This is a genomic window from Shewanella corallii, assembly GCF_023349125.1.
GTDB lineage: Bacteria > Pseudomonadota > Gammaproteobacteria > Enterobacterales > Shewanellaceae > Shewanella > Shewanella corallii.
The window spans coordinates 105,398-127,219 of sequence record NZ_JAKIKT010000009.1 but is presented as its reverse complement, the minus strand read 5'-3'; the positions used below and the strand labels follow the sequence as shown (position 1 = coordinate 127,219).

Annotated in this window: 17 protein-coding genes; 5 read left to right on the top strand and 12 right to left on the bottom strand. The window is 50.5% G+C overall.

Annotated elements, in window-relative coordinates; all coding sequences use genetic code 11:
• Window positions 1–16: 16 nt before the first annotated feature.
• The 4 genes from L2725_RS19515 to L2725_RS19500 all read right to left on the bottom strand — a co-directional run bounded on the left by L2725_RS19515 (window position 17) and on the right by L2725_RS19500 (window position 6,860).
• On the bottom strand, window positions 17–583 hold the full coding sequence (locus tag L2725_RS19515) for a PepSY-associated TM helix domain-containing protein (RefSeq protein WP_249250500.1): 567 nt from the start codon (window positions 581–583) through the stop codon (window positions 17–19).
• Complete coding sequence (locus tag L2725_RS19510; RefSeq protein ID WP_249250499.1) at window positions 576–1,046, bottom strand: DUF4920 domain-containing protein; 471 nt, start codon at window positions 1,044–1,046, stop codon at window positions 576–578. Before L2725_RS19510 ends, L2725_RS19515 begins: the two co-directional genes overlap by 8 nt.
• A 137-nt stretch (window positions 1,047–1,183) precedes the next feature.
• Window positions 1,184–4,699, bottom strand: coding sequence for a pilus assembly protein (locus L2725_RS19505; protein ID WP_249250497.1), 3,516 nt, complete (start codon window positions 4,697–4,699; stop codon window positions 1,184–1,186).
• A gap of 136 nt (window positions 4,700–4,835) precedes the next feature.
• Complete coding sequence (locus L2725_RS19500) at window positions 4,836–6,860, bottom strand: S9 family peptidase (RefSeq protein ID WP_249250496.1); 2,025 nt, start codon at window positions 6,858–6,860, stop codon at window positions 4,836–4,838.
• 565 nt (window positions 6,861–7,425) lie between these two features.
• Here L2725_RS19500 and L2725_RS19495 point away from each other — a divergent pair.
• The gene (locus L2725_RS19495) at window positions 7,426–9,678 is read left to right on the top strand and encodes a TonB-dependent receptor (protein ID WP_249250495.1); all 2,253 of its coding nucleotides are present in this window, start codon (window positions 7,426–7,428) and stop codon (window positions 9,676–9,678) included.
• Between the two features lie 63 nt (window positions 9,679–9,741).
• Here the strand turns inward: L2725_RS19495 and L2725_RS19490 are convergent, their stop codons facing one another.
• The 6 genes from L2725_RS19490 to napF form a co-directional block, all read right to left on the bottom strand.
• Complete coding sequence (locus tag L2725_RS19490) at window positions 9,742–9,879, bottom strand: TIGR02808 family protein (protein ID WP_248937321.1); 138 nt, start codon at window positions 9,877–9,879, stop codon at window positions 9,742–9,744.
• 11 nt (window positions 9,880–9,890) lie between these two features.
• Window positions 9,891–10,466, bottom strand: a complete 576-nt coding sequence (locus tag L2725_RS19485) for a NapC/NirT family cytochrome c (protein ID WP_248937322.1) — start codon at window positions 10,464–10,466, stop codon at window positions 9,891–9,893.
• Between the two features lie 26 nt (window positions 10,467–10,492).
• Entirely contained in the window at window positions 10,493–10,948 is a 456-nt protein-coding gene (locus L2725_RS19480) for a nitrate reductase cytochrome c-type subunit (RefSeq protein WP_249250494.1), read from the bottom strand.
• A gap of 63 nt (window positions 10,949–11,011) precedes the next feature.
• Window positions 11,012–13,501, bottom strand: a complete 2,490-nt coding sequence (napA, locus tag L2725_RS19475) for a periplasmic nitrate reductase subunit alpha (RefSeq protein WP_249250493.1) — start codon at window positions 13,499–13,501, stop codon at window positions 11,012–11,014.
• Window positions 13,498–13,791: a chaperone NapD gene (locus L2725_RS19470; RefSeq protein ID WP_249250492.1), complete on the bottom strand. Its 294-nt coding sequence runs from the start codon at window positions 13,789–13,791 to the stop codon at window positions 13,498–13,500. The genes napA and L2725_RS19470 overlap by 4 nt, the downstream gene beginning before the upstream one ends.
• 5 nt (window positions 13,792–13,796) lie before the next feature.
• The gene (napF, locus tag L2725_RS19465; RefSeq protein ID WP_249250491.1) at window positions 13,797–14,282 is read right to left on the bottom strand and encodes a ferredoxin-type protein NapF; all 486 of its coding nucleotides are present in this window, start codon (window positions 14,280–14,282) and stop codon (window positions 13,797–13,799) included.
• Window positions 14,283–14,593: 311 nt separating this feature from the next.
• On the opposite strand from napF, the gene L2725_RS19460 reads away from it, so the two are divergent.
• Window positions 14,594–15,268, top strand: coding sequence for a hypothetical protein (locus L2725_RS19460; protein WP_249250490.1), 675 nt, complete (start codon window positions 14,594–14,596; stop codon window positions 15,266–15,268).
• Between the two features lie 215 nt (window positions 15,269–15,483).
• Window positions 15,484–18,363 (top strand): insulinase family protein, encoded by a 2,880-nt coding sequence (locus L2725_RS19455; RefSeq protein WP_249250489.1) that lies wholly within the window; start codon window positions 15,484–15,486, stop codon window positions 18,361–18,363.
• Window positions 18,364–18,417: 54 nt separating this feature from the next.
• On the opposite strand, the gene L2725_RS19450 is transcribed toward L2725_RS19455, so the two are convergent.
• Window positions 18,418–19,257 carry a CZB domain-containing protein gene (locus L2725_RS19450; protein WP_249250488.1) on the bottom strand — a complete coding sequence of 280 codons (840 nt, stop codon included), beginning with the start codon at window positions 19,255–19,257 and terminating at the stop codon, window positions 18,418–18,420.
• Window positions 19,258–19,314: 57 nt separating this feature from the next.
• Window positions 19,315–19,854, bottom strand: a complete 540-nt coding sequence (locus L2725_RS19445; protein ID WP_249250487.1) for a DUF6985 domain-containing protein — start codon at window positions 19,852–19,854, stop codon at window positions 19,315–19,317.
• Window positions 19,855–20,049: 195 nt separating this feature from the next.
• Between L2725_RS19445 and L2725_RS19440 the strand changes: the two genes are divergently transcribed.
• Entirely contained in the window at window positions 20,050–20,994 is a 945-nt protein-coding gene (locus tag L2725_RS19440) for an alpha/beta hydrolase (RefSeq protein WP_249250486.1), read from the top strand.
• 77 nt (window positions 20,995–21,071) lie between these two features.
• Complete coding sequence (gene mtgA / locus L2725_RS19435; RefSeq protein ID WP_249250485.1) at window positions 21,072–21,797, top strand: monofunctional biosynthetic peptidoglycan transglycosylase; 726 nt, start codon at window positions 21,072–21,074, stop codon at window positions 21,795–21,797.
• Window positions 21,798–21,822: the final 25 nt, after the last annotated feature.

Here is a 21,822-nt window from a genome sequence, read left to right as displayed (position 1 = left end):
GTTGGCAAGCGCGGCGTTACCACAGAATAAACCCAGCGGGCAAAGCAATCCCTGCCAGTACCAGCAGGCCGCGTTTGCGCCAGGGGCTATGTCTTCCTTTGACCATAAACAGGGCGCTTATCGCCAGAAAAATAAGCATACCAGCGTACAGATCGGAAAAAATCACCCAGGCTTTGTGTGTTTCGTTGAGGTGAAGGCGATTAAACTCATTGAGCAGGGGCCGCTTGCTGATTTTCTCCACCTCCAGGCTGTGACGCGTCAAATCAAGTGTCAGGTTGCTGGCGTCCTGCAAAAACACCTTAAACTCGCCGGGGTGACTCCAGTGAGTGGCTTTGACACCCGCAGCATCAGGCACCTGTTCCACCAGTATCTGACTTAGTTCGCGGTCGCTAAGCGCCAGCCAATCTCTCGGTGCTAACTGCAGCTGACTCAGTTCAACGCTATAGTCAGGGTTCCAGTCATCATTGTGATTTACCGCAATGCCTGAGATGGCGAAGATTAGCGTCATGCCAATGCAAAAGTAGCCAATATCCCGGTGCAGACTGCGGTTGAGCCGGAACCAATTCACCCTGGCTTTAGTCAAGAATACTGACTCCCACAGGCACCAGCTGATAGTAATTCATGCCCTCAGTGATAGTCGCCGGGTCAAAGGATTCCCCTTGTTCTTTGGCCTGATAGGCCATCATTTTGCGGGTGGCCTCCAGGTCGAGCTCATGCTTTTGCAGCATGCCTGTGGCGATGGCTTTACTGCCTTTGGCACTCATGGGGAACACCATATCGCCATCTTTTACTTTGATTTTGAGGTTCTGAAAGCGTTTGTCTGAGGCGATACTCATCCAGCAGCCACGCTTTTGGCATACCGCGACTACTGTGCCTTCAATGGTTACCGGAGCCTGCAGATAGTTATCCGGTGTGGCCATGAGTGTTGATATTGGGGTGACCTTGGTTGCATCCACTGGTGAGCCAAAGTTCAAAGGTTCAGCCTGAACACTCAGGCCTGTCAGTAATACTGCGAGGGGCAGGGCTTTTATCATCCGGGGCAACATGGTGACTCCTGTCAGGGGAATGGAAACTCGGATATACATTAGAGTCTGTGGCGTTATCTTGTCCAGTGACTGGCGATAGCATTGTGAAACAGGCAAAAAAAGACAGCGCCTTGCGCTGTCTTTTTCGAGGCCATTTGCTACTGGGCGTAGTAGTAAATGCGGTTGGTGCGCATACCACCACCAACGCAACGATGATCACCTTCGGCGCAGCCTTTGGCAGGGGCCTGTACTTCCATTTGAGCTCCGGCATTGCCTATGCCAATGAGGTACATGTAGTCATCACCATCTCCGGATGGGGGAATGACCAGCTGTGGTGTATCCGGGACTCTTTCGCCGACATCCAGATACTCCTGAGAATATGTTCTGGTGCCTCTGTGCAGGTCGAAACTATACAAGCGTCCCTGGCCTGCAACCAGACAAGTATTACTGGAACTTGTATCCCCGGGGACATAAGAAGTGAAATAGACTCGGCCAAATATAATGGATGCTGCGGCCAGGTTCTTTTCTCCTTCAGATCCAAACGAATAGTACCAACCGCGTTTGGTTCCGAATCGAACCAATTCGGCTTCAGTTGTTGGCGGAGCTTCGCTGACCCGGTAAAGGTTGTCTAAAACCAATGGCTCTGGGATGGGATTTTTAGCTGTGCCAAAGGACTTGGTAACAACGTTTCTGTCCTGCAGGGTAAAGAACATGTCTTTGCGGGTTTTATCCGTCGGGTGAGGCCTGTGCCCCGTACCGATAACAACAGCATCGTAAGGAACGTTTTGGTAACTCAATTGGGTAGTGATACCACCAGTTGATTCAGAAACAATCTGATGTTCAGTGACATTGCTGAACATGGTCTGAGCGACAACCGGCTCAGCGAAAAATCTTCTGTCAGCTATCTGGACGTTCCCCCCAAGTGCGGCGAACTTAAACGCACTCCAGGGCGCATCATTACTACTTGGGGTTGCACCTGGCAAATCCATCCTCCAGACGTTTGCTCCAGTGTCCGTGGCGTAAATACGATCCGTCAGGCCATCACTGTTACTGTCCAACACAGCAACTGAGTTTGGAATACTGTCGGTAATTCCGGACATTACAGTGGTGTTACTGCCGCTTGTCGGGGTAAAGCGATGAACCAGCTCACCAGTTTCAGCATCCAAAATAAAGACTCCCCGTCCTTCACTGTCAGGTATCCCTACGGCGGCTGAGTCTTTGGTTGCCGGCGAGTAACCAGCACCTACTATCACTACTGGTTTTGCCTGGTCAGGATCCTTATTACCTCTGGGCCAACCGGGAATATAGGTGACAACCGGCTCGGCCCAGGTTTGCGCAAGTTCTTCCATTCCCGGACTGTCAGCACTGATAGTCCACATTAGCTTGGGATTGTCAGGAGTGGTTACATCCAGCGCATAATAGGATTTGCCACCCCGGCGCATGCCAAAGAATACCCAGGCTCTTTCTACGCCTGTCTTACTGGTCTTTACATAACCTACAGGAGGTGAGTCGAGACCATAAACAGAGTGAACACCCGTAGGTTCATTGTTCCTCAGTTCCGCCAGATTAGGGAGTAACTCATAGGGCATGAAAGCCCAGGACTCAGAGACAGTATTTCCTGTATCTCTGAACATATGCATAAAGCCATGGTTGGTCCCCATCAAAATTCGAATGTCCGGGTTGCCTTGGGTTCCATAGTTGATAGCAAGCGGTTTAGAGTGAAGGGGATCGCCCAGAACGTCACTGCGAATGTCCGATGTGGAGTTATCCCCATCTTCGTCATCAATATCTTTACCATGCGCCCATTTGAATAACGCTTCCAACTCAGCCGTGGTTGAGTTCATATGCGTTGCCAGTTCGGTTTCGCCGCCTGCGTGAATAGATGCCTGGATATGGGTTAACTCAGTGAGCTCACCATTGGCGCCCAGGTTGCCATATAACTTGCGTGATTCTGCTTTCTTAAGCACCTCGACTGCGCCGCCGATGGTGACGTCGTTTCCATCGCCACCATTGTTGGCGCTGCAAACTGCATCGTCAGTCCAGTAAGAGCAAGCTTTAGGACTGATGTTGCCATCATCGGCTATCGCTATACGTCCTTTTTTGTCAACGATGTCCCCGCTTCCCGTAACTTTGAACTTCTTTAGATTGCCTGACCATCTTGGGCCTCTATTGGGCAAGAACATGGCATAGTAAACGGCATCAAACGTCTGGGTTCGGTCGAAATTGTTGCTCGCAATTGATGGTGACGTGAAGCTGGCATTGACCTCAAGAATATCGGTAAAAACTTGCTGAAGAGCAGCTTGCAGATCACTGGCGTCCTTGGCGGCGAAGTATTTCCCTCCTCCGCGGTTGGCTGCTGCCTGGAGCAGAGGTGCGGCATCTGCTGCACCGTCACTGAATCCAATGGTGAAGGTCTTAATTGTCTGGGTATCTGGGAGATTTGGATTGACGTCGTTCTTGTACATCCACTCCGCCAGGTTCGGCAAATAGTTCGACTTACCACTCCAGGTGAACGCATCTTTGTCCACTCCGGGCAACCCTTTGACCAGCTTGTCCGCATTATCATCTTTGGTTGGGGCACCGTCAGTCATATAGACCACGAACGCTAAATTTTGGCACTCTTTGAATGGTGATATGTACTTATTACCATTTTCGATGCTGGTGTCTCTGGCAGGTCGCAATCCTCTATCATTGTCTTTACCGTAGACAACGGCTTCACCCGCAAAATAACGTTTGGCTTCATACAGGGTTTCGCATAGAGGGGTGTTGGTCTCCGGATCAAGGCCATCGATGGTTTTCAGCAAGTTGACCTTATTATCTTCAGTCATTTGTTTAATACCGGAGACAATGCGACCTCCTTGCTCAACATCGTAGTTTGTGTTGTGGTTGAATACCGCCAAACCAAAGTCAACACCCGGGGTAGAGGCAATAGTGTTAGTGATAACCTCTCGGGCTATTTCAATACGCTGCTTTTTACTGACATTGCCTTTCTGGTGGTACCAACGCAGATAGTTTTCTGTATATATGGTAACCGCATCGGCTCTGTGAAAGTCGGCATCTTTAGCGATTTCAATGGCTGCTTCGAAGTCTTTGGTTGGAGAAGAGTCGTCTACTTGAGTATAGGAATCAGTTTTACTGCCCTCTTTGGGGAATCCAGATGGAAAGCCGCTGTTGTTCCTCCAGTTTTCCGTTTGAATGTCTTCATTACATTCCATCGCAAGAATTCTGTTTGATTTTGTATTTTCGCTGGGCTCTTTCCAGTCGAATTTGCCGCTGTTTCTTTTTCTCAGGTACTGGAATTTATCAGTAAAAAATCCAAATCGTTGCAGGGCGCTCTGGGATGTATGGCAGTTGTTGACGGCTTCAGCGAATCGCCCTTCATTACTATTTTCATCAGGGCGTGGTATCCCATCGCTGGAAAAATAAAGCGTGGATTCAGAAGGAGCGTTATCACTCAGTGCAGGATAAACTTTTGTGGGGTCGTAGCTGTCTTTAGCGTATGTTTCTTCGGTACGCATACTTCCTGAGTTATCAAAGATAATCAGCACCTGAGGTCTTGCACCTGTGCGCGAGCCTGAGTCATAAACATATAGCTCGGTATCATCCGCAAAACTGCTGCCAGCAGTGAGGGTGAGGGCGGCGATGGCCGCAGCTGTGATTTTCTTGATAAACATGAGCAACTTCCTGTCCTTGCCGACAAAAAACGCCGGTTACATCCGCAGGCGGTCCTCCGCGCTGCTTCAATTATTGAATCTTGTTGGTGGGACGACCAAGCGGGCGTGCCCACCAACTCTGGGGTCTATCCCCCGATTAACGTCCGCCAGGCTCGGCGAATTTGGTCATCCAATCTTCCACCTGGTTGTACCAATAGATGGAGTTGTTGGGTTTCATGATCCAGTGGTTCTCATCCGGGAAGTAGATCATGCGGGACTCTACGCCACGGCTTTGCAGGGTACGGAATAGCTCAAACCCCTGACCTACGGGTACCCGGTAATCCAACTGACCATGGATCACCAGGGTCGGAGTATTAAAGTTACCCGCGAAGTAGTGAGGTGAGATGGACTTATAGATTTCCGGTTTTTCCCAGTAGTGGCCGAAGCGGGTTGAGTGCACCGCAAAGTCAGCTGACATCTGTGAGTACATGTTGTACACGGCCGCATGGATCAATAGGGCTTTAAATGGGTGTTCGCTGCCCAGAATGATGGAAGTCAGGTAACCGCCATAGCTGGCGCCACCGGCAACCATACGATCGCTGTCGATCCACGGCTTGGCCTTGAACCAGTCTGCTGCCTTGAGCACGTCATCCAGGGACTTGTTCTTCCAGTCCGGGTTGATGGAGTCAGCAAACTCCTGACCGAAACCGCTTGAACCGTGGAAGTTAGGCCATGCCGTGACATATCCCCAGGAAGCGAAGGTCTGGGCATTCCAGCGGTAGTGGAAACCGTCGGTGATGGCATTGTGTGGACCACCGTGAACCAACATCATCAGCGGGTATTTCTTGCTCTTGTCAAAGCCCGGTGGGTAGTGCACCCACATCTGGATATCCTGACCATTGTGGCCTTGGTAGGTCACAGACTCGTAGGTGCCGACATCCACATCTTTCATGATGTCGTCGTTGAAGCTGTCCAACCGAGTGGTTTTACCGTTACGGGTATTGACCTTTACCAGACGTGCCGGGTACAGAAAGCTGTCATTGGTGGCCACCAGGGTGCCATCTTCGCTGACATCCGGCGTGCCAAAGTTGGTGTTCTTGGTGATTGGCTTCACCTTGCCTTTAACGCTGATCTGGTACAGGCGGCTGGTACCGGCATCGTCAATCGCGGCATAGAAACCATCACTGTCTTCGTTCCAGGTCCAGCGGGAGACGCTGCGATCCCAGTCCGTGGTGATCTCCTTTTTGCTGTTGTCGTCCAGATCCACCAAGACCAGGTTGGAAGTGTCAGCGTAGAAGCCGGGGATCTGTTGGCGTGTGTAGGCCAACGTGTCGCCGTCTGGGCTGAACTGGGGGCTGGCATCCGGAGCCGGATTGTCAGCGGTCAGATTAATGCTTTCACCACTGCCAATAGTCGCCAGGAAGATATCGATATTGGGATCGACCTGGTTTTCCCAACCGTTGGCGTTAAAGGCGATTAACTTACCATCTGGGTGAATGTCATAGCTGCCAGCACTTTGGTAGGAGCGTGGTAATTCGGTATTCAGCGGCTGGGTTATGGCTTCTACTTCACCGCCTTTGGCGGGAATACGGAATACATGGGCCTGCTTGTCTTCATCCAGCCAGTGGTCGAAGTGAGAGTAAGGCAGGGCATTCCACTGGTGTGCTGATACCTTGTCGTCCTTGTCGGCTGTCAGTTGTTTGCCCATCTCATCCCAGTTCTGGCCTGGATAGATGCGGCTGATAAAGTAGATGTAGTCACCCACCCATTTAATGCCATACACCCCGGTGGGAACTTCGCTCAGACGCTGAGCCTCACCCGGGCCATTCATTGGCAGCAAGTAAATCTGACCTGCGTCGTCATCATTACGTTTGCTGATAAAGGCCAGGGTCTTGCCATCCGGTGAGAATACCGGCTCGCTGACGCGCATGCCTTCGACAGTCAGTGGACGCTGGGTTTTACCATCTTCACCAAACAGATACAGCTGGGTTGAGCCCTTGTCTGTGTCGACATCATATTTGGTCACTGGCGCAATGATTTGTTCGCCATCGGGGGAGATGGTGGGGCTGCCAATACGATTGAGTTGCCACAGCACATCAACCGAAAGTGGCTTGGCTGCTTCTGCCACAGCTGATGCCAGAGGCATCATGGCACAGAGCAATGAAATACCGACTTTCTTCACGAGTGGTTCTCCAATTAGTTGTTGATTTTGTTCCCTTCTGCTAACTGGTCAGTATATCCAGTTAGGTTAACTAAATGCTATTGCAATCAGTGGTTTGGTGGTGGCGTGTGGCTATTTTGTGGGTTTTGTTTGCGAAGTGTTTCCGGGTTGGTGTTTATGCTTGTTTATGGTGTTTTTGTTGGTGATTGATGCTGGTGTTTTTGGAGTGGGCAGTGGTGGCTGTCCTCCCTGTGGAGAGAGGGATATTGTTCGTTATTGCGCATTTGCTGTTTTTGTGTGAGAACTATGTTAATCTTCGGTTGCGAAAAGATGACATTTTTTCGTTTTTCAGTATGATGCACACCGAACTCGGACTGGTCAGAGTTCCCGAACTGGGGGGAGCTGGCGATTAAGTCAGTTTTGGTCGGAACAGCGGGTGATGTTTTCGGGCAGGTATTAAAAAGCCGCTTACAAAGACGTTAGGGATAATAAAATCAAATATCGCCATGGAACTGGCGCTTTGTTGTGCGGGAAAAACGCAGCCTGAGGCATTACGTCTCACATAACAAGAATGCGAGTCCACAGGATGAAACCACTACATAAAACCAAGATAGCCACTTTGATAAAGCTGTCGTTGCTGGCTACAGCCTCTGTGACTTCGGGCCATGTGATTGCCGAAGAAGCTGCAGCTAAAGAATCCAAACTTGAAGTGATTGAAGTTACCGCACGTAAACGGGTAGAGAATGCTCAGGAAGTGCCAGTGTCTGTTTCTGCATTGCAGGGCGAAAACCTGGATGCATACTCAAGTGCCGGTATGGATATCCGCTTTATGAACGCCAAAATCCCCAGCCTGTCTGTGGAGTCCTCCTTTGGCCGTACCTTTCCGCGCTTTTATATTCGTGGCCTCGGTAACACTGACTTTGATTTGAATGCCTCTCAACCGGTTTCTTTGGTGGTTGATGATGTGGTTCAGGAAAACCCCATTCTGAAAGGCTTTCCGGTATTTGACGTTGAGCGTATTGAAGTACTGCGCGGTCCTCAGGGAACCCTGTTTGGCCGTAACACGCCTGCCGGTCTGGTAAAGTTTGATTCGGTGAAGCCTTCGCAGGTGTTTGAAGGTTACGCTTCTGTATCCTATGGCACTGAAGGCGCAGTTGATTTTGAAGGTGCCGTCGGTGGTGGTTTGACTGACCGTATCTCTACTCGTATTTCCGCCCTGTGGCAGGAAAAAGACGACTATATCGATAACATGGCTCCGGGTTTTGTACAGGATGATGTGTTGGGCGGGTACAGCGAGAAAGCTGCCCGTGTTCAGTTTCTGTATGAAGGTGATGATTTCACTGGCCTGCTGGCATACCGGGTTCGTGATCTGGACGGCAAACCTATTATCTTCCATGCCAACCTCATGGACAAAGGCTCAAACGGTATTCGTTCCGGTTGGGATGACAAAGTGGTATTCCATGATGCCGCCAGCCGTGCGACCCAACAGGTTGAAACTCAGGGGCTGAGCCTCAAGCTGGAATGGGACCTGGGTGACTATGATCTGACCAGCATTACTGCCTGGGACAGTGCCGAAATCTTCTCCCGTGCGGATGTCGATGGTGGCTATGGTGCCGCTTTCCTGCCTGACTTCCAGGGCCCGGGTGTTATTTTGTTCCCCGCAGAAAGTGCCGATGCAATTCCTGACCATGATCAGATCACTCAGGAGTTCCGTCTTGCCAGTAACTTTGATGGCCCGTGGAACTACCAGACTGGCCTGTTCTACTTTTATGAAGATCTGACGATTGACAGCTACAGCTACGACACGCTGGCTGGTGGCGCTCAGAACGGCTATGCCTTCCAGAATCAGGAAACCAATGCCTGGGCGGTATTCGGCTCGGTAGATTATGACGTTAACGACCAGTTCTCAGTCAGTGCCGGTCTGCGTTACTCAAGAGATGATAAAGAGTTTTACGCTGAACGTGTGCAGGGACCATTTGGCAGTGGCACTGCTGTGGGTACGGCTAATCCTGACGATGACCACATTTCCTGGGATCTGTCCGGTGTATATAAGCTGAATGATGATGTGAATCTGTTTGCCCGTTTGGCCAACGGTTTCCGTGCTCCGAGTATTCAGGGCCGTATTCTGTTTGGCAACGACGTGACGGTAGCCAACTCAGAAACCATCAACTCAGCCGAAGTTGGCTTCAAGTCAGACTTGCTTGACGGCAATGGACGCCTGAACCTGACCGCTTTCTACTATGAAATGAAAGATCAACAGCTGACTGCAGTTGGTGGTGACTCCAACTTTAACCGTCTGCTGAATGCTGACAAGACGACTGGTTACGGATTGGAGCTGGATTCAACCTGGGTATTGGCAAGTGAACTGCTGGCGACCTTTAATGCCAGCTACAACAAAACTGAACTGGATGATGCCAACCTGTTCCTGCCTGGTTGCGCTCAGTGCACCATCACAGATCCCTTTGTTGATGGAAAGGGTTACAGCCTTGATGGCAACAACCTGCCTCATGCGCCAGAATGGATTGCCAACCTGACGCTGGAGTACAGCAGGGATCTGGGTGAAGGTGAGTTCTATGTATTCACCGATTGGTCATACAGAAGCGAAATCGACTTCTTCCTGTATCGCTCTGTTGAGTTCACCGGCGAAGCTCTGCTGGAAGGTGGCCTGAGAACTGGTTACAAGTGGGATATGGGTGACAACCAATATGAAGTCGCTGCTTTTGCCCGTAACCTGCTGGATGAGCGTGTGGTTATCGGTGGTGTCGACTTTAACAACAATACCGGCATGGTTAACGAAGGCCGCTTTGTTGGTGTTGAAGTCCGTGTAGACTTCTTCTAAACCTGATTGATCCGATAAAAAGAAAGCCAGCTTGATGCTGGCTTTCTTGTTATTAGAGCCGGTCTAATCGCCGGCTTTGTCCTTCCATAGTGACAGTATGCCTACGGACACCGCGGCAACAGCCAGAAAGCCGCCCAGAATAATGACAGGAATGGCGCTGTAACCCAGAATGTGCCAGATGACTGATTCAAGTGTACTCATATCTGTGCTCCTTATTGCCAGCCTTCAACGCCATGCATATCCGGCAGTTTGTGGGCGATACCTTTGTGACAATCAACACAGGTTTTCTCGCCATTAGCCAGTGCTGTTGAGTGCAGTTTGGCACTGCGAGACCCCTGCTCAGAGAAGTCCATATACTCAAACTGGTGACAGTTGCGGCACTCCAGCGAGTCGTTGGCTTTCAGGCGAGCCCACTCACGTTCGGCAAGATGCGCTCTGCGCTCCTGAAACTTCTCTGGTGTATCTATGGTGCCCATAAAGTGAAACACCAGCTCCTTGGATGCCTGCACTTTACGCACTATTTTGTCTGTCCATTCGTGAGGAACATGACAGTCAGAGCAGATGGCCCTTACACCTGAGCGGTTGGAGTAGTGAATGGTTTCCTGAATCTCTGCGACTATGGGGGCATGACAGCCCGAGCAGAACTCTTCGGTATTGGTTGCCTCCATTCCCATATTAAAGGCGCCCCAGAACATCAGGCCACCGGCAAATCCCATAAACAGGACGATGCCGAGTGCTGCCTTGCTTGGACTTTTTAACTTTGTCCAGAATGCTTTTATCAGTTTCATATTCAGCCTCATCTCATCGCTACGGATTATTGCTGACGCAATGAGTCAACACGCTGGAAGTCATTCTTTACCAGAGGTTTGGCATTGGCCTGAGGAACATGACATTGCAGACAGAAGTAGCGCCTTGGGGACATATCGGCCAGCACCGCATCTTCTCTGTTTACGTAATGAGTCACACTGATTTTAGTGGCGCCCATCTCTTTGGCATTTTTCCAGCTGTGACAGGAGAGACACTTATTGGCATTAAGCGATACCTCATAATTGCGAATGTTATGGGGGATCAGTGGAGGCTGATAAACATAGTCACTTTCCAGCGCCTGCTCCCGTGGGAACTTTTTCAGGTCATCGGCTGGCCGGGTATCCTGCAGGGGAGTAACCCCGCGTAAAGAGGCCAGCCCGCCGGTATCACCCAGATTTTCCTGTTGCGCCCATGCGGCTGTCGAAAGCACTGCAGCCAGTATGAATAAGCTTGGTTTTTTCATTATGAATTCTCCGCCTTATTGGCTTGGGTCGGAGCATGAACCCAATCATGCTCCTGCTCAGGGTTAGGCCACCTTGGTGATCTTGACCGGACACTTCTTGAAGTCTGTCTGTTTGGACAGAGGATCTGTGGCATCCAGGATCAGTTTGTTCACCAGAATTCGGGCGTCGAAGAAGGGCACAAATATTAGTCCCTGAGGTGGGCGATTCCTGCCTCTGGTTTCAACTCGGGCTTTCACCTCACCACGCTTATTGGCGATAAGTACTTCATCACCCCGGCGAAGTCCCTTGGCTTTGGCATCGGCCGGGTGGATATAGCAGAGCGCATCAGGTACAGCCTTATAGAGTTCAGGTACCCGGCGGGTCATGGTGCCTGTGTGCCAATGCTCCAGTACCCGACCGGTACACAGCCACATGTCATATTCGGCATCCGGTACCTCTGGTGGCGCTTCATAGGGGGCGGAGATAATCAGTGCCTTGCCATCTGGCTTACCATAAAAGTCCCAATCGCTTCCCGCTTTGGCGTATGGATCTGAGCCTTCTTTGTAGCGCCACAGCGTCTCTTTGCCATCCACTACTGGCCAGCGAAGTCCCCGTACCTGATGGTAGATATCGTAGGGGGCGAGATCGTGCCCATGGCCGCGACCAAAGGCAGCGTACTCTTCGAACAGGCCCTTTTGAACATAGAAGCCGAAGTGTCTGGCATCATCATTCAATGCCTGTTTCTCGGGCAGTGGATACTTGTCGACCTGACCGTTGGCATACAGCACGTCGTACAGTGTCTTACCACGGTATTCCGGTGCCTTGGCCAGCAACTCTTCCGGCCATACTTCGTCTACTTTGAAGCGTTTGGAGAACTCCATCAGCTGCCATAAGTCTGACTTGGCCTCACCGACTGTCTCCACCTGTTGATACCAGGCTTGAGTACGCCGTTCGGCATTGCCGTAGGCACCTTCTTTTTCAATCCACATGGCGGTGGGCAGAATCAGGTCCGCTGCCTGTGCCGTGACTGTTGGGTAGGGATCAGAAACCACAATAAAGTTCTCAGGATTGCGGTAACCCGGCAGACGCTCGCCATTGATATTGGGGCCTGCCTGCATATTGTTGTTGCACTGAACCCAGTAAGCATTAATTACACCGTCGTGCAGCATACGGTCCTGCAGTACTGCATGAAATCCGGGTTTTGGCGGAATGGTGCCTTCTGGCAGTTTCCAGATCTGTTCGGCAATCGCTCTGTGCTTGGGATTGGCAACCACCATATCTGCCGGCAAGCGGTGAGCGAAAGTCCCCACTTCCCGGGCGGTTCCACAGGCAGATGGCTGACCTGTCAGTGAGAATGGGCTATTGCCAGGAGTGGCGATTTTTCCCGTCAGCAGGTGTAGGTTGTAGACCAGACTCTGCATCCACACTCCACGGGTATGTTGGTTCATCCCCATGGTCCACAGAGACATCACCCTGGTATTGGGATCTGCATATTGCCTGGCCAGCTCAATCAGCTTCTCAGGTTCAACGCCGGACATTTCTGAGGCTTTTTCCGCAGTGTAAGGCGCCACAGAGGCTTTGTAAGCTTCGAAGTCGATATCTGACATTTTACCTGAGTTGGGGTTTTGCGCCTGTTTTTGCAGTGGGTCATCATCTCTCAGGCCATAACCTATATCGGTTTCCGCCTGTTTGAAGTTTGTGTGCTTGTTAACAAAATCCCAGTTAACCGCATCGTTTTGAATGATGTAGTTGGCAATGAAGTTGGCGATAGCCAAATCTGACTGAGGCTGGAAGATATAGCCGTTATCAGCCAGTTCGAACGAGCGATGATAGTAGGTGGACAGTACGTTAACTTTCACATGAGGGTAGCTCAGGCGACGGTCTGTGATACGGCTCCACAGTACCGGGTGCATCTCTGCCATATTGGATCCCCAGAGCACAAACGCATCGGCATGTTCAAAGTCGTCATAGCAGCCCATGGGCTCATCGATACCAAATACCCGCATAAAGCCGACTACGGCAGAGGCCATACAGTGACGGGCGTTGGGGTCTATGTTGTTGGAGCGAAAGCCCGCTTTCATCAACTTAGCTGCGGCATAGCCTTCCATGACAGTCCATTGACCTGAACCGAACATACCGACGCTGGTGGGCCCTTTCTTGGCCAGGGCTGCTTTCCACTTCTCCGCCATAATGTCGAAGGCGGTATCCCAGGAGACCGGGGTAAACTCACCGTCTTTGGCATACTGGCCATCTTTCATACGCAGCAAAGGTTGGGTCAGCCTGTCTTCGCCATACATGATTTTGGACAGGAAGTAGCCCTTGATACAGTTAAGCCCTTTATTTACCGGCGCTTCAGGATCCCCTTGAGTCGCAACCACTTTTCCATCTCTGGTGCCAACCAGCACTGAGCACCCTGTGCCGCAGAAACGACATGGTGCTTTATCCCAGTGAATTTTGGTTTGGTCTGAACTGGCAATTAAATTGGTTGCTGACGCGGGCAGATTTACCCCGGCGACTGCAGCTGCAGACGCTGCAGCACTTGCTTTAATAAAGTTACGTCTTGACAGTGTCATAGCCCCTCCTCGGGTCGACGCCCCTCGACGCCGTTATTGAGCTGATCTGAAGTTGGTTCAAATTGGTGGTAAACCAGAGCGGTTCCCAAAACATTGGGCAGGTTATTAATTTTCTCTATGATTTCAGTAAGAAACCCCTGAGTTTCCGACTCCAGCACCACAACAATCTTGCCCTTGGGGTTATCACCCCAGACTTCGGCATTGGGTATTGCGTTTATCTGCTCACAGATCCCGACGATATGCTCGGGAGCTGTGTGGACTACCAGACTTGAAATATGGACTTCTTGCATTTGAGTCATGTCTCCCGCAGGACTAAGTTGATGGCATCGGCCGGGCAGGGGCTGATACAGGCACCACAGCCTGTACAACTTTCTGTTTGTAAATTGGGTTGCGCGACTTTGCCGATAATGGGTTTGAATTGGATGGCCATGGGTTCGCAGGCATCTGCACAGCTGCGACAATCAATGTTCTGCAGAGCAAGGCATCTGTCTGTCAGCTGTATATCTGCCTGCCAGGGGGCTTCTGGCTCTGCTTTAAAAAGGGGCTCACTGCATACGCTGGCGCAGCGGTAGCAGAGGGTGCATTCGTTGATAGTCAAATCGACATGGGGAAAACCACCGTCGCCGACCTGAATGATCTGAGTTTCACAGGCATCAACGCACTTGTTACAGCGGGTGCAGGCATCAACAAACTGCTGCTGGCTGAATAGCCAGGGAAGGCTCAGTTGCCCGGCAGGACCACGAGCCAAGGTAACCAGTTTTCTGCGTACGAGATCGACCATTTGTTCACTCAGCGAAGCAATTTATCTATTGAGATAAATGCATTTATTGTTCTTTTAAGTCCATTTTGTGACCACTGTTGTAAATGGTGAATACTCACAAAGTGATAACATTTGTATATAACTTGATCCAAAACAAGTTTAGATGTTTTAACGTTTTTTTCTTCCGTCTTTGAGCGCCGAAAGGTATGAGTTTTGTCTTTTTATTTGTGAAATGGCGAACCGCTTTACCCAAAAGGGCAATGTGAAGCATGGATAGACTGGTCTAGAGTGGGGAGGCGTAATCTGAATTGTCCATAAAAAGGGATTTACTTATGTCCATCCGAACCTTTTCCACCTTGCCTGCTTTACTCTTGTCTATGTTTGCGGTCACTGCCTACGCAGAGTCGATGCCAAAGATGACAGAAGAGCAGAAAGAGATGTTTGTGCAGATGTCCATTGCATCAATGAAGCAAGAGTCTGAGGTGCTGGCCAGAGTTGCTGAATGCACAGGTAAGAGCGAGGCCGCAGTGGAAAAGAGCTTTGCCCGTGAAATCAGGGCTTGCTTTGATAATTCCAGCCACTCAGAACAAGCTATGGAAGCCTGTATGAATAATCTGACGCAGGCAGCTGTTGGGTTGTCCGAAGCTGAGATGATGAGCTGCATGGGCATTTCAGATGAAGTGGTTGCGATAGAGCAACAGCTGATGGAGATAGAAGATAGACTTGATGAGCTGATGGGAATTTATCCCCGCAGTGATGCTCAGGAGAAAGAGCTTTACAGTTTGCAGGAGAAACAGCATGAGCTGGAGTTGCAGCTGTATCAGGCCGGTGGTGAGAATATGTCAGATGCCGAGTATCAGTTGACTGAGCTTGAGGCGGCAATTGGAGACAATGAGCCAACAGAGGCGCAATTGGAGCAGTTGGACAGGCTTTATCAGCAGGTTGAGCAGGAGCATATGGCAGAGGCCAAGCGGATGATGGAGCTGATGCGCAAGCAGCAGGATTAACGCCGACAGGACTCGTATCTGAGAGCGATATCAACAAGGGCCAGCAGGCCCTTGTTTTGTTTTTCCTGTCAGCAAACTTGTCTGTTGTATTCAGGCTGCCTTGTTGATTTCTCAAGTCAACGAATTGAATTTTGTTACTACTTTATTTTGTTGCTTACGGTAAGTATCTGCTAGCTTGAGTCAAACTCTAAAAAAACCGTTCAAAAGGAATTGGTATGAAGAAAACTCTGGTACTCAGCACGTTGACGCTGGCGATATTGGCCGGTTGCAGCAACACAAATCAAGGTTCACAGACTACCCCGGCCCAGCAGTTGACCCCTTTGACTGAGCTGGCGGTCAGCCCCAATGATCAGCGTGGTTATCGCACCCTGAAGCTGGACAATAACCTGGAAGTGATTCTGGTATCAGATCCCTCTACAGATAAGTCAGCAGCGGCATTGAATGTGGGAGTGGGATTGCTGCAAGACCCCATGACTCAGCAGGGGATGGCGCACTATCTGGAGCACTTGTTGTTTCTGGGCACAGAAAAGTTCCCGGATACCAATGAGTACAAAGAGTTTCTGTCTCAAAATGGCGGTATGTCCAATGCCTCTACCTGGATGACCTACACCAATTATATGTTCAAGGTGAACAACGACGCCTACGACGAAGCGCTGGACCGTTTCTCTGATTTCTTCAAGTCTCCCAAGCTTTATCCTGAATACACAGAGAAAGAGAAGAGTGCGGTGAATGCCGAATGGTCCATGCGACGTGAGCTGGATTTTTTCGGTCAGTTCAAGCTGTCACGCCAGATGATGGGCGAGCACCCTGCCAACCGTTTCCTGATTGGTAATCTTGAAACCCTGGGCGATAAAGAAGGCAGCAAGTTACACACAGAAACCGTGGCCTTCTACGACAAGTACTACTCGGCCAATATTATGAAAGTGGCGCTCATCAGCAATCTGCCACTGGATGAGATGGAAAAGCTGGCGCGCAAACACTTCTCCCCCATCAAAGACAAGCAGATAGACAAACCTGCCGTTACCGCTGAAATGAACTTTGCGGATGTGGGCGGTAAGAAGGTGTACTACAAGCCCAATGAAGATGTGAAGCAGCTGAAGCTGGATTTCACCATACGCAACAATATGGATGAGTTCATGTATAAGCCCAATGGCTTTGTGACTTATCTTCTGGGTTCAGAAATGCCGGGCACGCCTGCACAGCTGCTGAAAGAGAAGGGTTGGATAAGCGCGCTTAATGCCAGCTCCAGCCCGAACCACTACGGTAACTATGGCGAACTGAGTATCACCATGGATTTGACCGATGAGGGTATGAAGCACAGAGATGAAGCCCTGGCGTTGGTGATGCAGTACATAGAACTGGTGAAGCAACAGGGTGTCGATGACAAGTATTTCAAAGAGATCAAAACCTCGCTGGATAACGAGTTCCGCTTCCTGCCCAAGGTTGAAGAGTTCCGCTATGCCGCCACCCTGGTTAACACCATGCAGAACTACCCAACCAACTATGCAATTAACGCCAATTACTATTACGGCCAGTTTAATGCTGATGCCATTAATCAGGTGCTGGAGCAGTTAACCCCGGAAACTCTGAGAGTTTGGTATATCAGTAAGGATGAAGAGGTTTCCGATACCCAACACTTCTACGCTGGCGAGTACCGTATTGAGGATATCCCGCAAAGCCAGGTCGACAGTTGGACAGGAACTAATACTGCTTTGGTTCTGCCTCAGGTCAATCGCATGATGCCGGAGAGCTTTGCCCTAAAAACTCAGGGTATGGAGCAAGCCAAACCTGAGCTTAAAGTAGATAAAGATGGCGTTAAGGTGTGGCATTACCCCAGTCAGCAGTTTTCCCAGCAGCCTAAAGGTGTGTTGATAGTTGACTTGAATGCCGGCAGTGCCAATGAGCAGATAGAAAATCAGGTGGCGCTGGACTTGTGGCAGGATCTGTATGGGCTGCAGCAAAGCCAGCTGACCGCTGAGGCAAGCGCAGCCGGTATGTACGCCACGCCCATTGTGGGTCAGGGCATGGCGTTGCGGATCACTGGCTTTACCGACAAGCAGCCACTGCTGCTGGAAGAAATGTTGAAGTTGCAGCCTAAAGTGGATGAAACCAGTTTTGAGCAAGCTAAAGACAGATATGTGCGGGCACTGGCCAATAAGCAAAAACAGTTTGCCATCTATCAGGTATTCCCTGCTGTTCGGAAGTTGACCCAACAGCATCAGTTTGAAGATAAGGCGCTGAGCGCTGCGGCTGAGAAAATGTCACTGGCAGATTTCAGCAACAGGGTTAGCGGACTGATTAAGCACAACCAACCCCGTATTCTGGCCTTTGGTAACTATGACAATACCGAGCTTGAGCTGGTGGCCAAAGAGGTTGCCAATGCCCTGGGTGCTGACCACAAGCAGACTGATTTCGTTAAAGTGGTGGATGTGATGCCACAGCCAGGCCAGGTGCTTAGCTATCAGCAGGATACCGCAGCAGCAGATATCGCGCTGGCCGATCTGGCCGTACACGCCAAACCGGGTGTGGAGCAAAAGGCGATCGCCAAGGTGCTGGCAGCCCATTTCCGTCATGAGGCGTTCAATCAGCTCAGGACTGAAGAGCAGCTGGCCTATGCAGTAGGCGCGCTCGACTACCCCATGGATGACTATGCAGCTGTGGGGCTTTATATCCAGTCTCCGGTCATGGACCTACCACAGGCTCAGGACAGGTTTGACCGCTTTAAAAAAGAGTATCAGGCCAAGCTGGATAAATTGACTGAGCAGGAGTTTGCTGCCATCAAAAATGGTGTGCTGGTGGGGCTGAAAGAGGCACCCAAGAATATGTTTGAGGAAGTGCAACCTCTGATGGGGGATTGGTACGATGAAAAGTGGCAATACGACTCAAAGGACAAGCTGATTACTGCCGTTGAGGCCGTCAGCCTTGAGGATATCAAGACCTTCTATGCTGAGACCATGCTCAACCCGGACGCTGCCCGCATTAATGTGCAGCTGAGGGGCAGCAAGTATCAGGACAAGCCGTTCGCTAAGTTGCCTAATCAGATGAAGGTGACGGATGTTGCAGAGCTCAAGGGTAAGCTGAAGTATCAGCTGTAACTGAGAGCATTGAAAAAGCCGCGGTAATTCGCGGCTTTTTTGTTTTTTACAGGGTTAACCGGCGGCGTCAAGCTGTGACAGCTGATTGATGATAGCGGGGTCAGGCACGATTGCCCTGGGCTCCATAATCAGACTGTGTTTGTTGTTATGGTGGATTAACCCCCGAACCAGGCGAGTAGTTTGTGCCTGCATATTAAAGCCCAGATGTGCCAGGTCATCCATAGGGTGAATGTCCTGCTCTTCCACGTCCACACTGTCTTCAACTTTATCGACAAGCAGGCCTATATCCGGTGTTATACCATCGCAGGTGGTGAAGACGATGATGGGTTTGTAATCCAGCGCAAGCTGGTCTTTGGCCACACCAAACAGCCTCATCAGATTGGCGTAACTTGAGTGCTCTTCCCGGCGAAACGCCTTCAGCGCCTGCTCTTTTTCGTCCTGTTCGAGCAGCTCAAGTACTTCGCCGGCCAAAGCATGCAGCTGCTTGTGGGGAGCATCGAACTTTTTCAGCAAGTCCGCAAAATCTTCATTGTCAGTCTGAAAGTTGTCATACCACTGGGCGAATGCACATGCATGGGGATCGCAGTCTTTGGTGAAGGGGGTATCGTCTTCTATAGTGCAACGTAGGGCTTTGAACCAGGTGATATGGTCCTCTTCTCTGTCTGCGAGCAATGTTATCAGCTTCTGATTGGTCAGGCCTGTCGATTCGCCATTGAGCATAACGCCCAGGTCAAAGATAGGTACAGGTTTGTGTGCATAATCTTTGACCCCCATAAAACTGCTGGTGTTATTGGGCAGAGAAGTCAGCTTGCCGTCATGTTTTTCTGTTTGAAGTATGTCGAGAATTTTAAAGGCCACCATCTTCTGGCCGACCTTGAAATTGATAAAGTCCATTAGCTATGTCGTCCCTGAGTACATTAAAGAAAGCATAGCTCAGCTGACAGTTATCGCTTAGTCGATGTGATACAGAATGCAGTCTTCATTCTCTTCCAGGAAAAAGGCATCCGCGTTGGTAAGACTGCCATCCTGCTCACTCACTCTGACAAGAGTCGAACCTGCCCGATATACCAGCTGTAAGCCGTGTTCAGGCTCCCATTCACAATTGGCCTCTACACTGACGTAAACGGCTTTATCACCATAGGTGCGGCGACTTACGTAGATCTTGTTGAATTCGATAAAGTCCCAAATCTCACTTGGGTCCTCAATCTCCAAATCCCACTCCTCCAGTTCAAACTCTTCCAGCTCATCGAGCATATGTTGGTAAGACTGAAACAGATATGGCTGGACTACTTGCCGGGCCTCCAAGGGCAAAGCAATCAAAGCCTCGATGGCTGCGACAAACTCCTGCGGAGCCGGGTCTTCTGCGATGTCTATCAGGGTGAAGGAGAGAGCCTGGTTATGCAGAAATGCTATTGCTTTAGGCTTAGTCACGAGCCAATCCTGAATATCTTCATCGGGATGCAAAGCACCCAGCGGAGAGAGTAAGTCCATGCGTCAGTATCCTTTAGGTTGAAGGCTGAGCTCATTAAGCCGTTTGCCCTGTTGATAGACAATGAGCCGTTCGGGCTAAAACATCATCAAGAGTATAGGAAGTTGTTCTGCATGACAGAGAATGCATACGTATGTTTATTGCCGGTGAGGCAGGCTGCTGCATACTCGTAAGATCGAAAAGGGCAAGGAATCCGGATGAGAGCGATAACCAAGGTAGCCACAGGTGTGGCCATATTGCTTTGTGCTATGCAGGCGTGGGCAGAAAAAGCACCACAGGTATCTGCAGGTCAGTTGGAGCAGCTACAGGGTGTCAGCTTTAAATCAGTCCAGCCGCGTACGCTTGAAGTTTGGCTACCTGACAATGTCGCCGGAAAAAAGCTGGCAGTGCTTTATATGCATGACGGCCAGATGCTGTTTGATGCGAAGACCACTTGGAATGGACAGGAGTGGCGGGTTGATGAAGTTGCCCAACAACTTATCGACAGCGGAACGACAATCCCATTTATGGTGGTGGGGGTGCATAACGCGGGCGAGCACCGAAGGGCTGAGTATTTTCCGCAGCAGGCATTTGAAGATCTGAGCAAGTCGGGGCAAGAGGCTTTTTATCAGTTTCAGCAAACTTCCGGAGTTCCTGTTCGCCAGCCCTACTCAGATAATTACCTGAAGTTCCTGGTTGAAGAACTGAAACCCTATATCGATCGTCATTACCCGGTACACACAGGGCCGGAATACACTTTCCTTATGGGCTCCAGCATGGGAGGACTTATCTCTATGTATGGTCTTACCCAATATCCTGAGGTGTTTGGTGGCGCAGCCTGTTTATCCACCCATTGGCCCGGTATTCATGACCTGAATAACAACCCGATACCGGAAGCATTCAGAGACTACCTTGAGCATAAATTGCCTGAGGCCAACAGCCGTAAGCTGTATTTTGACTATGGCGATCAGACTTTGGATGCGCTCTATCCTCCATTGCAGCAGGCGGTTGATAAGGTGATGGTTGCACAAGGCTGGTCGAGTCCTCAATGGCAAACCAGGTTCTTCCCGGGTACCAATCATTCTGAGAACGCCTGGGCTGACAGATTGGCAATCCCCCTAACCTTCCTGCTGGGAAGAGCTGAGCTGCAAGAGGAGGAGTGAGTCGCCGCCGGTTATAAAATTGGCTAGACTGGTGTCAACGTTAACAGTATGACTTTCCAGCCTGGAAGGAGAGCCGGTTGGCCACACAAACAAAAGGCAAATCAAAGAGCAGACGCACTGTCAGTTGGCTGTGGTTTTGGGGGCGGCGATTGCTGTTGGGCTTTGTGTTGCTGTCCCTGCTTATGGTGGTGTTGGTGACCTTTGTTAATCCGCCAACCTGGGCCTGGCGGACGGAGCGTGCTTTATTTCCCCCGGATCCTGACATAGTGGCCATCCATGAGTGGCAGGATCTCAACCAGATATCACCCAATATGCAGTTGGCAGTTATCGCTTCAGAAGATCAGCGATTTCCGGTGCACTGGGGCGTGGATTTTGAGGCTATCACAGTCGCTCTGGAAGACAGACAAGCCGGTGAGCGGTTGCGTGGTGCCAGTACCCTGACTCAACAAACCGCCAAAAACCTGTTTCTGTGGCCATCACGTTCGCTGGTCCGCAAGGGGCTGGAGGCCTGGTTTGCCCTGCTGCTTAACGCCATCGCCGGTAAAGAACGGACGCTGGAGCTGTACCTCAACATAGCGGAATTTGGCCCGGGTATTTATGGCGTTGGCGCGGCCGCCGAGTTCTATTTTCATAAATCAGCGAGCCAGCTTACTGCCAGAGAAGCGGCTTTGCTGGCGGCGATTTTGCCCAGTCCCTGGAAATACCGTATCAGTCCACCCTCTGCCTATATGAACGAGAGAGCAAACTGGATACAACAGCAGATGCGACAGTTGGGGATGGGAACCTTGAAACAGTTGCAGTGAAGGTCATCTCATATAAGGTTGTAGT

Coding starts and splice junctions, on each gene's coding strand:
- L2725_RS19490 (WP_248937321.1), bottom strand. CDS start 9,879: ATGAGTACACTTGAATCAGTCATCTGGCACATTCTGGGTTACAGCGCC.
- L2725_RS19440 (WP_249250486.1), top strand. CDS start 20,050: ATGAGAGCGATAACCAAGGTAGCCACAGGTGTGGCCATATTGCTTTGT.
- napF (WP_249250491.1), bottom strand. CDS start 14,282: ATGGTCGATCTCGTACGCAGAAAACTGGTTACCTTGGCTCGTGGTCCT.
- L2725_RS19505 (WP_249250497.1), bottom strand. CDS start 4,699: ATGTTTATCAAGAAAATCACAGCTGCGGCCATCGCCGCCCTCACCCTC.
- L2725_RS19460 (WP_249250490.1), top strand. CDS start 14,594: ATGTCCATCCGAACCTTTTCCACCTTGCCTGCTTTACTCTTGTCTATG.
- L2725_RS19450 (WP_249250488.1), bottom strand. CDS start 19,257: ATGGACTTTATCAATTTCAAGGTCGGCCAGAAGATGGTGGCCTTTAAA.
- L2725_RS19470 (WP_249250492.1), bottom strand. CDS start 13,791: ATGCAAGAAGTCCATATTTCAAGTCTGGTAGTCCACACAGCTCCCGAG.
- L2725_RS19455 (WP_249250489.1), top strand. CDS start 15,484: ATGAAGAAAACTCTGGTACTCAGCACGTTGACGCTGGCGATATTGGCC.
- L2725_RS19485 (WP_248937322.1), bottom strand. CDS start 10,466: ATGAAACTGATAAAAGCATTCTGGACAAAGTTAAAAAGTCCAAGCAAG.
- L2725_RS19480 (WP_249250494.1), bottom strand. CDS start 10,948: ATGAAAAAACCAAGCTTATTCATACTGGCTGCAGTGCTTTCGACAGCC.
- L2725_RS19510 (WP_249250499.1), bottom strand. CDS start 1,046: ATGTTGCCCCGGATGATAAAAGCCCTGCCCCTCGCAGTATTACTGACA.
- napA (WP_249250493.1), bottom strand. CDS start 13,501: ATGACACTGTCAAGACGTAACTTTATTAAAGCAAGTGCTGCAGCGTCT.
- L2725_RS19445 (WP_249250487.1), bottom strand. CDS start 19,854: ATGGACTTACTCTCTCCGCTGGGTGCTTTGCATCCCGATGAAGATATT.
- L2725_RS19495 (WP_249250495.1), top strand. CDS start 7,426: ATGAAACCACTACATAAAACCAAGATAGCCACTTTGATAAAGCTGTCG.